A 13,422-nucleotide genomic window follows, 5' to 3' on the forward strand; every position below is an offset into this window, starting at 1 on the left:
CCGGCGTCCCGCGCTCGCCTCGGCGTGGCCGCGCTCATGCGGCTCGCTTCGGCGTTGCGCCGACGAGCAGCCGCACCGCGACGGCCGCGACGAGCGCGAATGCGCCGCTCACGCACAGCGCGACCGAAAAGCCGCTTGCGAAGCCCGCCGGCGCGAGCCGCGCGAGCGCCGCGCCGATCTGCGGCGGCTGGCCGCGCGTCGCCTGCGCGAGGTCGCCCGCGAGCAGGCTCGACATGAAGTGCGGGTCGAGCGCGCCGAGCAGGTCCGGCGCGCCCGCGACACGCCGCACGAGCGCCGCGTGGGTCCGCGCGGCGAGCACGGCGCCGAGCACGCCGACCGACGTCACGATCGCGGAGAAGCGCGTCGTCGTGCTGATCCCGGACGCCATCCCGGTTCGCTCCGGCGGCACGCACGCCATGATCGCCTTCTGCGTGTCGCCGTTCAGAATGCCCGCGCCGCATCCGGTGATCAGCATCCCGAGCGCGACGAGCCCGTAATGCGACGCGCCCGCGAGCGCCGCGGTCGCGAAATTCCCGATACCGATCAGCGCAAGCCCGCATCCGAGCACCGTCGCGGCCGGCGCGCGCGCCGACAGCGCCGCGCCGAGCGACGGTCCGACGATCATCGCGAGCGCGAACGGCAGCATGCCGAGCCCCGCGCCGATCGCCGACATCCCGAAGCCGATCTGAAGATAGAGCGGCAGAAACGTCATCATCACCTGCGCGCACGCCGCGTAGCCGAACATCGCGAGCAGCGCGCCGACGAAGCGCGGCTCGCGGAACAACGCGAGGTCGATCATCGGCCGCCGCTGCCAGCGCTCGACGCCGACGAACGCGACGAAAAGCGCCGCACTGGCCGCGAAGCGCGCGAGCGTGCCGGGCGCCGACCAGCCGTGCGACGGCGCGTCGATCAGCGCCCAGATGCCGACCGCGAGCGCCGAGCCGAACAGCAGGCTGCCCGGCGCGTCGATGCGCTTCGCGTGAGGATCGCGCGATTCGTCGATCGTCGCGCAGACCGCCGCGGCGAGCGCGATGCACACCGGCAGGTTCAGCAGGAAGATCCAGCGCCAGCCGGCCCATTGCGCGATCGCGCCGCCGACGAGCGGCGCGATCGTCGTCGCGATCCCCATGCACATCCCCCAGATCGCCCATGCGCGCGCGCGGTCGGGGCCGTCGGGGAAGCGGTTCGCGATCGCGGCGAGCGCCGAGGTCAGCAGCATCGCGGCGCCGACGCCCTTGACCGCGCGCGCGACGTTGAGAAACACGGCCGTCGGCGCGAGCCCGCAGCCGAGCGAAGCGAGGAAGAACACCGCGAGCCCGATGAGCAGCACGCGCTTGCGGCCGACGCGGTCGGCGAGCCCGCCCGCCGGCAGCAGGCACGCGGCGAACGCGGTCATGTACGCGCTCACGACCCACTTGATGTCCGCGAAGCTCGCATGGAACGTGCGGGCGATCGACGGCAGCGACACCGCGACGACGTTGGTGTCGAGCACGATCAGCGAGCAGGTCGCGGACGCGGTCGCGAGCGCGCGCCATGGGGTGCTGCGGTGGGGCTGCGCGGGCTCCGTTGCGGCGGGGTTCGATACGCGAAGGATAGGCTCGAGGGGAGCGGGGCGAGGAGAAGCGTCGTGCATGCCGGATACCGTGATGCGAGGGGGAGAGCGGCATGTTAGGCTGAATGACTATTGCCAGTCATTGACACATAAATTCATCTTTATTGCACCAGGGAGCAATAAATGGATCGCCTCGAACTACGCCACGTCCGCGCGTTTCTCTGCGTCGCCAGGCATCTGCACTTTACCCGTGCGGCGGACGAGCTCGACGTCGCGCCGCCCGCGCTGACGCGGCTGATCCAGGACGCGGAGCGGCTGCTCGGCGTGCGGCTCTTTCATCGCACGCGGCGCTCGGTCGCGTTGAGCGCGGCGGGCGCCGTCTATGTCGAGGAGGCCGAGGCGGCGCTCGCGCATCTCGCGCGCGGCCGGGAATTGGCGGCGCTCGCCGAGCGCGGCGAGATCGGGCGGATCGAGGTCGGGTACGTGTCGTCGGCGGCATACTCGGGTGTGCTGCAACGCACGGTCGGGACGTTTCGCGACGCGCATCCGCGCATCGGCGTCAACGTGCGCGAGGTGTCGATGGACGACGTCGCCGCGCAGCTCGACGCCGGCACGCTCGACGTTGCGTACGTGCGTCCGCCGCTGCCGCTGCCGGACGGCGTGCTGATGCACACCGTGCATCGCGATGTGTTCGTGGCGGCGGTGCCCGAGCATTTGCCGCTCGCGAAGCGCGCGTCGATCCGGCCGGCTGCGCTCGCGGGCGAGCGCTTCGTCGTGCCCGAGCAGGCGTTCGGCACGCTCGAAGTCGCGCGCCGCGGGCACTTCGAGCCGATCGTCGGCGCGCGGCCGGGCGCGCTTGTCGCGGTGCTCGCGTACGTGTCGGTCAGCGGATTCGTCGCGGTCGTGCCGCAGGCGCTCGTCGGCTGCATCGCGCTGCCGGGCGTCGCGTATCGGCCGATCGAAGGCAAGCCGATTCCGTCGGAAGTGGCGCTCGCGTATCGCAAGCACGAGAAGGCGCCCGCCGTGCGCGCGTTCGTGCGGTACGTGCGGCAGGTTACGCTTTAGAGGGCGGCCGGGTCGCTTGCGTGGTGCGTGGCACGCGGCATGCTGTCGCGGTGTGCGCGGTGTGCGCGGGATGAAGGATGCGCGGGCGGCAGCGTGTGAATGTCACGGCGCGAACATGGACGAAGCCAGACTGCATGGGGGCGAACGGGCGTGCGCGCACGGCGACGCGCCCGCCTGCATGAGCGGCGGCGTCGCCGTCCGCGCACGCATCGCGCGTCACGCGCCCGCCGGCAGCGACGCGTACGCGGTCGCGAGGTGATACGGCGTCGTCGACGGCATGTCCGCGCGCGCCACGCCGCCCTGCGCGGTCTTGCATTCGTACCAGCCGCGCGGATGCAGGAACCGTTCGCTGAAGCGCGCGATCTGCCGGGCGAGCGCGTCCGGCTCGCCGCCGTGCGTCGCGAGCGCGCGCAGATATTCGGTTTGCGCCCAGATCCGCTGCGTGCCGTCGATGCACGCACCGTGCGCGTCGGTCGCCGCGCAGACGCCGCCCGTGTCCGGATCGACGCCGTGCCGCTGCGCGAACGCATAGGCGTGCGCGAGCGCGTCGGGCAGGCCCGTTGCCGCGAGCCGCGCACCCGCCGCGCTGACGAGATAGAACCACTCGAACTGATGGCCCGGCTCGAAGCGGTTGTCCGCGCTGCCGAGCGGCAGTTCCGCGACGCAGCCGGTGCGCGTATCGACGAAGGTGCGCTCGACCACCTGTGCGGTGCGCAGCAGCGCGTCGTCGAACGCGGCGTCGCCGAACGCGCGGCTCGCCGCGAGCCAGCCTTCCGTCAGGTGCATCAGCGGATTCTGCAGCGGGCCGCCGGCCGTCGCGGCGAAGTCCTCGCTGCGGGCCGAGTCGAGGAGCGCGTTGCCGGGCTGCGGCGCGAAGCGCTCGCCGATCAGCGCCGCCGTGCGTTGCGCGACGTCGCGCGCGTCGCGATTGCCGAACGCCGCGAAATATTCCGCGCACGCGAACACGACGAACGCGTGCGTATACAAATCCTTCGTGCGGTCGAGCGGCGCGCCCTGCGTGTCGACGCTGTAAAACCAGCCGTCGTGGCGAAGATCGCGGAAGTGGCGGCACAATGCGGCAAAGAGCGCGTGCGCGTGCTCGGCGTCGCCCGACTGCGAGAACACGAATAGCTGGCGCGCGCACGCCATCGCGCGATAGCGGGTGACGGGCAGCGGCGCGTACGTGTCCGGCGCGACGGCCTCGAACGGCAGTTGCAGCGCCTGGTTGAAGCCGGGTCCGCGCCAGAGCGGCAAGACGATTTGCGCGAAATGGCGGCGCAATTGAGCGGCCTGGTCGGAAACGGAGACGTGGGCGGACATGACGAATGACGACGCGGTTGGCATTGAAATGACGCGGCACCGGACGCGCGGGCCGAGCGGCAAGGATAAAGCATGCGGCCCGCCGCCGTCGAAAAAAGGAGAGTACGGATGCTGAACAACGTCGAACTCATCATGCGGCTGATTCTCGCGGCGGCGCTCGGCAGCGTCATCGGCGTCGAGCGCGAGCGCCTGTCGTGGGCGGCGGGGCTGCGCACGCACATGCTCGTGTGCGTGGGCTCGGCGCTCATCATGATCGTGTCGGCGTTCGGCTTCGCGGACGTGCTCGGCCAGGCGCACGTCGATCTCGATCCGTCGCGGATGGCCGCGCAGGTCGTGTCGGGCATCGGCTTTCTCGGCGCGGGGTCGATCCTGCTGCGCGGCGAGATCGTCCGCGGGCTGACGACGGCGGCGAGCCTGTGGTCGGTCGCGGCCGTCGGGCTCGCGGTAGGCGGCGGGCTGTACGTGGCGGCGATCGCGGCGACGATCATCATCCTCGTCATCCTCGCCGGCATCAAGCCGCTCGAGCGCCGCTACCTGACCGTGCGCCAGCGCCGCCATCTCGTGCTGCTGGTCGAGCGCGGCACGCTGACGTTCGATTCGGCGCACGCGGCGCTCGGCGTCGACAGCGCGCGCATCAAGCGCTTCATCGTCCAGCAGAGCGAGGACGCGGAAGACAGCGACGAAGTGACGATCGCGCTCGGCCGTGTGTCGGACGTCGAATACGAGAGCATTTGCGCCCGGCTGCGGCAATTGCCGGGCGTGAAGGGTTTTACCGAGCAGAAGAGCGGCTTGCCGGACGATTAAGCTACGGGATCGCCGGGCGGGCATGAGACAATGCCGCCTTCCCGAAATTGTTCGCAGCATTGTCCGGCGCGCGTGCGGCGCGCCGCTGCACGACCTATGACCGATTCCGCAGCATTCCCACGTACTCGTTCTTCCCGATCGTCCCTGTCCAAGCGCCGGTCGCGCGCCGCGGCGGCGGGCGGCGGCCGTATGCAGTCGCGCGCCGCGGCCGGGCCCGGCCGCGATGCGACGGTGAGCGAAGCGTCCCGCGACGAGCACACGCTCGATCTGTTCGGCGGCAGCGCCGCGAGAGAAGCGAAGCCGACCGCCAAGGCGGAAAGCGCGCGCAGCGCGCGTGCGACGGCGCGCGGCGGTGAACTGGTGGGCGAACAGGCCGATCTGCTGAGCGGATTCGCGCAAGATTCGGCCGCGCGCACACAAGGCGGGGCCGACGAGCGTTCTGCTGCCGACGCGGCTGGCATGCGCGCGCAAGATACGGCTTCGGTGGGTGAATCCGCGAGCGCGCCGGCGAGTTCCGTCGAGTCCGCATCGGCCGATGCGGGTTCGGGGCGGCGCGATACATCTGCCGTCCAGGCCGCCGAGCCGGCGACGGCGAAGTCCGGCGCAGACGATGCGACGGCAGCCAGCCCGACCGATTCCCGCCGTTCGTCTTCGCGTCGCGCGGACAGCAAGAAGCAGGCGGCCCAGCGCGGCGCGCATCGAGGTTCGGCATCGCAGGGCGATGCAACGCGGGGCCAAGCGGCTCGAGGTCGAACCGTCCAGGGCGAAGCGGCGCACGACCAAACGCCCGAGAACCCGCCACGTCAAAGCTTCGCCGACGAAGCTCGCTCGGCCGAAGCTCCCGCGGCCCAGGATACGGCGAACATCGGGCCAATGAACTCGACTCGAGCCGATCCGAATCAGGCGGATCCGGAGTCGACGTCGCCGGTCGCGACTCGCGCCGCGGCCGTCCCGGAGCGCCGCGACGCCGGCGAGTCGGCCGATACGCCGGTGCTGGCGAAATCGCCGAAATCGCCGCACACGAGCGGCAACGCGACGCCGGCCCCGGTCTTGTCCTCGACGCCCAGCGGCCCCGGCGGCGGTAACGTTACCGGCGTGCCGACTCAGTCGACGCCATCCGCCGCGTCACCGACGTCGTTCCCGGCGTCGGCGTCCCCTGTCCACGAGCGCCAGACGGCGGCATCGCAGGCGGCTTCGGCGCCGCCGAATGCGCCCGCAGCGCTGGTCGAACTCGACGCCCACCTGCGTCCGCTCGGCGACCGAATCCGCGCGCTGCAATCCGAAACGGCCGATCTGCGCCGGGCGGCCGATACGGAAATGCGCCGCGTCAACCGCTTGCTGCTCGCGCTTGGGGTGGTCGCGCTCATGGCGATCGTCGCGCTGGTCGTGCAGGCGATGCAGCTGTCGCGACAGCGCGACGAATCTGCTGCGCTGCAACAGCGCATCGACCGGCTCGTCGCCGTGCAGGCGACCCAGGAGGCGACCGTCGCGACGCTGTCTCAGCGCCAGGACGAACTTGGGGCGCAGGTGGATCGCTTGACGAGTCGCCTCTCCAGCCCCGCGATGCCTGTCAAACGGCCGCGCAGAGGCCGCGGACACTGAAAAAAGGGGACGGTTGGCGGCTGCGGCGAGATGTTGCACATGTGTTGCCGAGCCGCAACGAGGCGGTTCCATTCGTGCCTGAAAAGCCCGGTCCGCGAAGATATTGTTGCGATGCACTATCTGTGTCTAGGGAAAACCCTTAGAATGTGTTTTAGGTGAAAACCCTAATCCTTCGCTGACAGGAGTCGCAAATGAGCCTCATCTTCGCGCTGCTTCAAAAGATCGAAGATCTCTTCACGTCGCCGCATCTGCCGCTCGACGCCGAATATTCGTACGAAGCCCGCCACGCCGAAGCGGAGCGTGTGCGCAAGTCGCACGTCGCACAGGTCGGCCTGATCCGTCGCTGATGCATTCCGCCCGGTGCGGGTGCGCCGGGAGCGTTGCGGTTTCGCTCGTTTGCCGGCGAATGAGCCGCCGTATCTGACGGAACGACGGACCGCCGCTGCAAGCTCGACGAACGCGGCCAGTTGCAACCAATTCGGCACACCGCCGACAGGCCGAGAGCCGTCGGCACCGCGCGCGAGTGCGCCGGTCGGCATCGACGAGCATCTTTCGCCGCGGCCGTTGCCGATTGGATGGCGCGTTGCGCTATCGCGCGGCCGACGATCGCGCGACCGTGCGGCGGCGGCGACTGCCGCCGGGGCGCAACGGCAGTGGCGGCGCGCTTCGTCGCGCGCCGCTTCGTCACTCGCAACATGAGCGGAGCGCCGCTTCGCCGCGATAGACGTTGATCGCCATGACGATCGAAGCCAGGCTGCACACAAAGCCGACGACGAACACGGCCGACGTATCGGCGAATTTCGCAATGACGCCGGCGAGCGGCGCCGACAGGCCGATCGCGATGTCGAAGCAAGCATCGTAGAAGCCGATCGCCATGCCGAAGTTGTGCTGCGGAACGCCGCGAATCGCAACGAGCGCGAGCAGCGGATAGATCATCGACACGCCGAAGCCGCTCAGCGCGGCGCCGAGAATCGACATCGACGGGCTCGTCGACTGCCAGATCAGCAACTGCCCGACTGCTTCGATCGACAACATCCACACCGCCATCGTTGGCGAGTTGTTCCTGTCCGTGCCCGAGCCGAGCAGCAGGCGCGCGCTCACGAAGCCGACCCCGAATGCGGACAGCGCATATTCCGCGCCCGACCAGCCTTTTTCCATATACGCGATCGCCACGAAAGACGTGACGGTCACGTATCCGACAGTCGCGAGCCCGAATACCAGGCCCGGCCGCCAGATCTTCCTGATCGTCTCCGGCGCGTTGCCCTCATGATTGGCGGGCGCGGCCAGATGCGCGTTCTGCAGCCGCATCGCGATGAGCAGGCCGACCAGCGGGATGATCGCGGTCGCGAGCGCGACGATCCTGAAGCCGAACATTTCATTGAGCGCGGCGGCGAGCGCTGCTCCGGCCGAAATGCCGGCGAACATCGCGATGCCGATCCACGACAGCGCCTTGCCCGCGTTGTCCGCGCCGAATAGGCCGATCGGCCAGGTGCTGCCGCCCGTGAACAGCAGGCCTTGCGCGAAGCCCATCGCGATCCGGCCGACGACGATGAGCGCGAGGCCGAGTGCCGGCACCGACGCGAATTCGCTGCCGACGAGGTAGAACGCACCGGATGCGAAGCTGCCGAGCAGACCGATCAGCACGGCGATCTTCGGACCTTTGCGGTCGGCGGTGACGCCGGCGAAATGTCGCGTGAGCAGCGTCGCGACGGATTCGACGCCCATCACGATCCCGACGACCGTCATTCCGTATCCCAATTTCGTGTTGACGAAGGCGGGGACCGAGCCGAGCGGCATGCCCATCGCCATCAGGCCGAGAAAGACGACGACTGCTATCGGAAAGAAGCGGCCCATGCGGGCCGATTGCACTTCAACACGCTCGATCATCGATGTTTCTGTCAAGAAAGGCGTCAAGAAAAGACTCGCGGTAAGCGATCGCTTTCTCCAAACGGGCGTGCTGCGCAATGTCGTTGTTTTCGATCCGGAGCTCGGAATCCGGCTCCCGACGGATTCTATCCGCTGCGCCGAATTTCTTCAGACGATCGATGCGCTTGATCGAATACGGTCAGCGCGGCGGCCGGTACTTCGTTCTCGAGGCCGCTTGGACGGCTAACGAGCGCGATGACGCGGAAGCGAGCGAGAGCGAGTCGAGCACGGAGCGCGGAAAAGGACGGACGAGCGGATGGCGTGCGGCGGCCGGCGAAACCGTCGTCGCCGCAATGGGCGCCAAATGATCGGAAGCGGACCGTGAGCCGGCCGCGCGCGAATATGGATGCGTTCCCGGAACCGCTCGAACCGCCGAGCACGAACCTCGGCATCCGGCGACCCGCAAGCGAATTCCGATTCGCGCAATCGCGCGTCGCCCACTACACTGGGTGGTATCCCGGCTGCTTCGAACAGGTGCGGCATGCTAAAGATGCATCCGATGACCCAGACGGAATTCCGCGAATATCGCGCGCACGCCGCGCGCGGCTATGCGCGCGATCTGATCGAGTCCGGCCAGAGCGAGCCGGACGAAGCCGACGAGCGCGCGCTCGCCTGTATCGACACGCTGCTGCCCGACGGGCTCCTTACCGACGATCAGGTGCTGCTGACGCTGAGCGAATCCGGCGACGGCGTCGTGCTCGGCCATCTCTGGTACGGCGTCGTCTCGGAAGGAGCGCATCGGACGCTCTTCATCTACGACCTCGAAATCGAGCCCGCCTTTCGCCGCCAGGGCTGGGCGACGCGCGTGCTGCAGGCCCTCGAGGACGACGCGCGGCAACTGCACGTGAGCGAGATCGGCTTGTCGGTGTTCAATCACAACGCGGCCGCGCTCGCGCTGTATCTCGAGCTGGGCTTCGTCGCCGCGACAACGACGTTCGTCAAGTCGATCGAGCCGCTTTGATCTTGCGGGCGTGCTGCCGCTGCGAGCACGGCGGTATGTCGCGGCTGCGACGGGCGGTCTTCACATCGATGCGGATTTGCGTAGCGTTTCGACGCGCGCGGCGAAGATGCGCGGTGCCGCGCGCGTTCAAGCCTGTCCGTTATCCCCGTTCATTCCGGCTCTTTGAGCCGCTTGTCGCGCCGACACCGCGATAGCGGGAGCTGTTTCGCCTTCAGCACTTTCACGATCCGCCGTTCCTGCTTGTCGGTGATCACGGTGAGGCACGCGCATCCGTAACCGTGCGGGCCGTTGGTTTCGACATATTGCTTGCCCGACATGTCGGGAATCAGGTCCATCCCGTCGGCTTCGGGGCCGCCCATCGTGCTGAGCGTCCATGCGCCGGTGCGGTCGGTGAGCCACCAGTTCGCGGGCGTCGGGTTCTCGAGCCAGCCGCATCGGATTTCGGCCGCGTGCGCCTGCTGGAGCCCGAATGCGAGCGTGAGCGCGGCGAGCAGATAGCTTCCGCTGCGGCGTGAGGGCGAAGCCGCTGCGGTCGCTTGCGCGTGCTTTGCGTGGTGGCGGGTAAGGGATAAGGTCATGCTGCGTGATGGGCGGCGCGTTCGTCCGTCGCTGTCGTCCTGTCGATGCGCGAAGTCTAACGCAGTCGGGCACGCCGGCGTGTCGCGATTTGTCGCGCGCCATCGTCGCGAACGGCCCGCGGCCCGCGGCCCGCGGCCCGCGATGTACCCACGAGCCGCGGGCCGCTTGCTTCATGCGCGGCGCTGGCTGTCGCGATCTTTCTTATTGCGGCTCAGCGCGCTTCACCCTTCCAGCGCCGCAGCAGCAACGCGTTGGTCACGACGCTCACGCTCGAAAACGCCATCGCCGCGCCCGCGATCATCGGATTCAGCCAGCCGAGCGCCGCGAGCGGAATCCCGACCAGGTTGTACGCGAACGCCCAGAACAGGTTCTGCTGGATCTTCCGATACGTGCGGCGCGAGATGTCGACCGCGTCCGCGACGAGCGCCGGGTCGCCGCGCATCAGCGTGATGCCGGCCGTGTGCATCGCGACGTCGGTGCCCGTCGCCATCGCGATGCCGACGTCGGCGGCGGCGAGCGCGGGCGCGTCGTTGATGCCGTCGCCGACCATCGCGACGATGCCGTCGCCCGCCGTCCGCTTCATCTGTGCGACGACGCGCGCCTTGTCGTCCGGCAGCACTTGCGCGTGAACCTCGTCGATGCCGAGCGCCGCGGCGACGGCCGCCGCGCTGCCGTGGTTGTCGCCCGTCACGAGCGCGCTCTTGATGCCGCGCGCCGCGAGCCGTTCGATCGCGCGCCGCGCATGTGGCTTCACGGTATCGCCGAACGCGACGAGCGCGAGCGCTTCGCGCGGCGCGTCGGCGCGCATCAGCCACGATACCGTGTTGCCCGCCGCTTCCAGCGCCGTTGCGCGGCGCGCGAGGTCGGCCGGCGCGGCGATGCCGAGCTCGTCGCGCCAGCGCGTGTTGCCGAGCGCGAGCAGGCGGCCGTCGACATGCGCCTCGACGCCGCGGCCCGCGACCGCGCGCGGCATGCCGGCGCGCGCGGCGGCGAACGGCGAACGGCGCGCGTCGGCATCGGCGTCGAACGCGGAGACGACCGCGTGCGCGAGCGGATGCGCGCTGTCGCGCTGGACGGCGGCGGCGAGCGCGAGTGCGTCGGCGCGCGGAATGCCGATCGCGTCGAACGCGGTGACGGTCGGCTTGCCTTCGGTCAGCGTGCCGGTCTTGTCGAACGCGACGGTGCGCGCGCGCTGCGCGAGCTCGAGCGCCTGCGCGTCCTTGATCAGCACGCCGTGCCGCGCGGCGACGCCCGTGCCCGCCATGATCGCGGCGGGCGTCGCGAGGCCGAGCGCGCACGGGCACGCGATCACGAGCACCGCGACCGCGTTGAGGATCGCCGTCTCGACGCCCGCGCCCGCGACGAGCCAGCCGGCGAACGTGACGAACGCGATCGCGACGATCGCGGGCACGAACACGGCGCTCACGCGATCGACGAGACGCTGGATCGGCGCTTTCTCGGCCTGAGCGGATTCGACGAGGCGGATGATGCGCGCGAGCGTCGTCTCGGCGCCGATCGCGGCCGTCGCGACGGTGAGCGCGCCTTCGCCGTTGATCGAGCCGGCGGTCACGCGGTCGCCCGGCTCCTTCGGCACGGGCAGGCTCTCGCCCGTGATCAGCGATTCGTCGACGTGCGTGACGCCCGCTTCGATCCGGCCGTCAACGGGCACGCGCTCGCCCGGCAGCACGCGCACGACCGTGCCGACGCGCACCTGCGCGAGCGGGACGTCGCGCTCGACGCCGTGCTCGACGATGCGCGCGCGATCGGGGCGCAGCGCGTTGAGCGCGCGAATCGCGTCGGTGGTCTGCCGCTTCGCGCGCGCTTCGAGCCATTTGCCGAAGCGCACGAGCGTGACGATCACCGCGGACGCCTCGAAGTACAGATGCGCGGTGTGGCCGGGGTCGCGCAGCATCAGCCAGATGCTGAGGCCGTATGCGGCCGACGTGCCGAGCGCGACGAGCAGGTCCATGTTGCCGGCGCGCGCCTTGAGCGCGTGCCACGCGGCGCGGTAGAAGCGTGCGCCGAAGCCGAACTGCACGATCGACGCGAGCACGAGCTGCAGCCACGCGGGCAACGCGGCGTCGATGCCGAACGGCGCGGCGAACATCGGCAGTGCGAGCGGGACGGTCAGCACCGCGGATGCGATCACGAGCCGGCGTTCGCGGCGGGCTCCGGCGAGCTTGCGGTCTTCGGTGGTGGGCGGCGCGGGGAGGGCCGGCGCGGTTGCGGTGGAGGCTGCGGACGCTGCGGAAGCTGCGGAAGCTGCGCTCACCGGTGAGGCGCGATAGCCGGCGCGCTTCACCGCTTCGACGAGACGGGCGGCTTCGAGGCTCGCGTCGGCTTCGATCGTCGCTTTTTCGGTCGCGAGGTTGACCGTCGCGCGAGCGACGCCGGGGACTTGCGACAGCGCCTTTTCGACGCGGCCGGCGCACGACGCGCAGGTCATGCCGTCGATGTCGAGTTCGAGCGTCGCCGCCGCCGCGGCGTGCATGGGCGGCGCGACAGTCGTTTCGTTGGCCTCGGGCGCCGTCGGCGACACACGCGACTGCGCCGCGACATCGAGCGCGCACGCATCGGGCGGCGGTAACGCGTCGACGCGCGCGTCGCGCACCACATCGGCCCGGTAACCGGCCTGCTTCGCGGCGGCGACGAGCGTCCGCGCATCGACATCGCGCTCGATGTCGACCGTCGCGCTCGCTGTCGCGAGATCGACCTTCGCGCCCGTCACGCCGGGCACTTTCGCGAGCGCCTGCTCGACGCGGCGCGCGCAGCCGCCGCAGGTCATCCCGCCGACAGCCAGCGTGACGGCCGCCGCACGCGTCACGACGGCATCGCCGTCGCCGTTTGCTTCACCGGCGCCGTCGTGCCGTGCGTCGGCATCCCGGTGCGCGGCGGGCTCCGCTGCGACCGTCGCGCGGTATCCGGCGGCAACGAGCGCGTCGACGAGGCGGGCCGCGTCGACGGCGGGCGTCGCGTCGACGGTCGCCGTGCCGGCGTCGAGATCCACGGTCGCGCCGGTCACGCCCGGCACCTGGGCGAGCGCCTTCTCGACGCGCGCCGTGCAGCCGCCGCAATGCATGCCTTCGACGAACAGCTTCGTCGTGACCGATGCGGCAGGAATGAGCAGGTTTGTCATCTGCAATCCGATTCGATAAGGCGGGCGATGCCGCCGACAACTGCAAGTATCAACTTTCCCATGATGGGAAGGTCAAGCGGACGATGCAGCACCGATGCCGATCGTCGGAGCGCGGGCAGAGCGGGGCTGCCGCGGTCGCGGGCGGCCGCGCAAGGCTTCGCCGGGCGTTCGGGCGGGCGGTCGCAGCGCCGGGGGCATGCGCACGGCGCGGCGTTTGGTCGCGCGTCGGCGGCCGGTTTCACACGAATCGCGAGACGGCGATCGCACCAGGCGTTCGTCGCAGCGCGCCGCCGTCTGTCCGCTTCTCGAGTTCGCCATCCCAAATATTGAAAACACGTCGGCACGCCGAGGCGCTCCACTTCGGCCAGAATCGCCTTTTCACGCGATCGGGCATTGTTTTTGCCGGGGCGACGAGAGTACGATACTGCCGATCCAAAAATAACGATCTGATCAAGCAACAGCCGGCCGGCACGCACG

At 69.9% G+C, this 13,422-nt stretch carries 11 protein-coding genes; 6 read left to right on the forward strand and 5 right to left on the reverse strand.

The features are described 5' to 3' along the window. Positions 1–34 precede the first annotated feature (34 nt). Positions 35–1,633, reverse strand: a complete 1,599-nt coding sequence (locus WS62_RS22865) for an MFS transporter (RefSeq protein ID WP_066575609.1) — start codon at positions 1,631–1,633, stop codon at positions 35–37. A gap of 102 nt (positions 1,634–1,735) precedes the next feature. On the opposite strand from WS62_RS22865, the gene WS62_RS22870 reads away from it, so the two are divergent. Then, complete coding sequence (locus WS62_RS22870) at positions 1,736–2,617, forward strand: LysR family transcriptional regulator (protein ID WP_066575611.1); 882 nt, start codon at positions 1,736–1,738, stop codon at positions 2,615–2,617. Positions 2,618–2,833: 216 nt separating this feature from the next. Here WS62_RS22870 and WS62_RS22880 read toward each other — a convergent pair whose 3' ends face one another. Then, positions 2,834–3,937 (reverse strand): AGE family epimerase/isomerase, encoded by a 1,104-nt coding sequence (locus tag WS62_RS22880; RefSeq protein ID WP_066575616.1) that lies wholly within the window; start codon positions 3,935–3,937, stop codon positions 2,834–2,836. A gap of 108 nt (positions 3,938–4,045) precedes the next feature. Between WS62_RS22880 and WS62_RS22885 the strand changes: the two genes are divergently transcribed. From WS62_RS22885 to WS62_RS37570, 3 genes are all read left to right on the forward strand, one after another. Then, the gene (locus WS62_RS22885) at positions 4,046–4,741 is read left to right on the forward strand and encodes an MgtC/SapB family protein (RefSeq protein ID WP_010117834.1); all 696 of its coding nucleotides are present in this window, start codon (positions 4,046–4,048) and stop codon (positions 4,739–4,741) included. A gap of 96 nt (positions 4,742–4,837) precedes the next feature. Next, a complete protein-coding gene (locus WS62_RS22890) occupies positions 4,838–6,343 on the forward strand; it encodes a hypothetical protein (protein ID WP_442855098.1) in 1,506 nt (501 codons plus the stop codon). Between the two features lie 191 nt (positions 6,344–6,534). Beyond that, positions 6,535–6,690 (forward strand): hypothetical protein, encoded by a 156-nt coding sequence (locus WS62_RS37570; RefSeq protein WP_197419210.1) that lies wholly within the window; start codon positions 6,535–6,537, stop codon positions 6,688–6,690. A 337-nt stretch (positions 6,691–7,027) separates the two neighbouring features. Here WS62_RS37570 and WS62_RS22895 read toward each other — a convergent pair whose 3' ends face one another. Continuing rightward, a complete protein-coding gene (locus WS62_RS22895; RefSeq protein WP_082721207.1) occupies positions 7,028–8,230 on the reverse strand; it encodes an MFS transporter in 1,203 nt (400 codons plus the stop codon). A 158-nt stretch (positions 8,231–8,388) separates the two neighbouring features. Between WS62_RS22895 and WS62_RS22900 the strand changes: the two genes are divergently transcribed. Next, entirely contained in the window at positions 8,389–8,577 is a 189-nt protein-coding gene (locus tag WS62_RS22900) for a hypothetical protein (RefSeq protein ID WP_066575623.1), read from the forward strand. Between the two features lie 173 nt (positions 8,578–8,750). Continuing rightward, complete coding sequence (locus WS62_RS22905) at positions 8,751–9,230, forward strand: GNAT family N-acetyltransferase (protein WP_066575624.1); 480 nt, start codon at positions 8,751–8,753, stop codon at positions 9,228–9,230. Between the two features lie 149 nt (positions 9,231–9,379). On the opposite strand, the gene WS62_RS22910 is transcribed toward WS62_RS22905, so the two are convergent. Next, entirely contained in the window at positions 9,380–9,808 is a 429-nt protein-coding gene (locus WS62_RS22910) for a DUF4087 domain-containing protein (RefSeq protein WP_066575626.1), read from the reverse strand. Between the two features lie 212 nt (positions 9,809–10,020). Further along, complete coding sequence (locus tag WS62_RS22915; protein WP_082721209.1) at positions 10,021–12,945, reverse strand: heavy metal translocating P-type ATPase; 2,925 nt, start codon at positions 12,943–12,945, stop codon at positions 10,021–10,023. Between the last annotated feature and the right edge of the window lie 477 nt (positions 12,946–13,422).

This window comes from Burkholderia sp. ABCPW 14 (assembly GCF_001523835.1).
Classification (GTDB): Bacteria; Pseudomonadota; Gammaproteobacteria; order Burkholderiales; family Burkholderiaceae; genus Burkholderia; species Burkholderia mayonis.

Bases quoted from the DNA above. Each gene is read 5' to 3' on its own strand.
- WS62_RS22865 (WP_066575609.1), bottom strand. From the start codon at position 1,633: ATGCACGACGCTTCTCCTCGCCCCGCTCCCCTCGAGCCTATCCTTCGC.
- WS62_RS22870 (WP_066575611.1), top strand. From the start codon at position 1,736: ATGGATCGCCTCGAACTACGCCACGTCCGCGCGTTTCTCTGCGTCGCC.
- WS62_RS22880 (WP_066575616.1), bottom strand. From the start codon at position 3,937: ATGTCCGCCCACGTCTCCGTTTCCGACCAGGCCGCTCAATTGCGCCGC.
- WS62_RS22885 (WP_010117834.1), top strand. From the start codon at position 4,046: ATGCTGAACAACGTCGAACTCATCATGCGGCTGATTCTCGCGGCGGCG.
- WS62_RS22890 (WP_442855098.1), top strand. From the start codon at position 4,838: ATGACCGATTCCGCAGCATTCCCACGTACTCGTTCTTCCCGATCGTCC.
- WS62_RS37570 (WP_197419210.1), top strand. From the start codon at position 6,535: ATGAGCCTCATCTTCGCGCTGCTTCAAAAGATCGAAGATCTCTTCACG.
- WS62_RS22895 (WP_082721207.1), bottom strand. From the start codon at position 8,230: ATGATCGAGCGTGTTGAAGTGCAATCGGCCCGCATGGGCCGCTTCTTT.
- WS62_RS22900 (WP_066575623.1), top strand. From the start codon at position 8,389: ATGCGCTTGATCGAATACGGTCAGCGCGGCGGCCGGTACTTCGTTCTC.
- WS62_RS22905 (WP_066575624.1), top strand. From the start codon at position 8,751: ATGCTAAAGATGCATCCGATGACCCAGACGGAATTCCGCGAATATCGC.
- WS62_RS22910 (WP_066575626.1), bottom strand. From the start codon at position 9,808: ATGACCTTATCCCTTACCCGCCACCACGCAAAGCACGCGCAAGCGACC.
- WS62_RS22915 (WP_082721209.1), bottom strand. From the start codon at position 12,945: ATGACAAACCTGCTCATTCCTGCCGCATCGGTCACGACGAAGCTGTTC.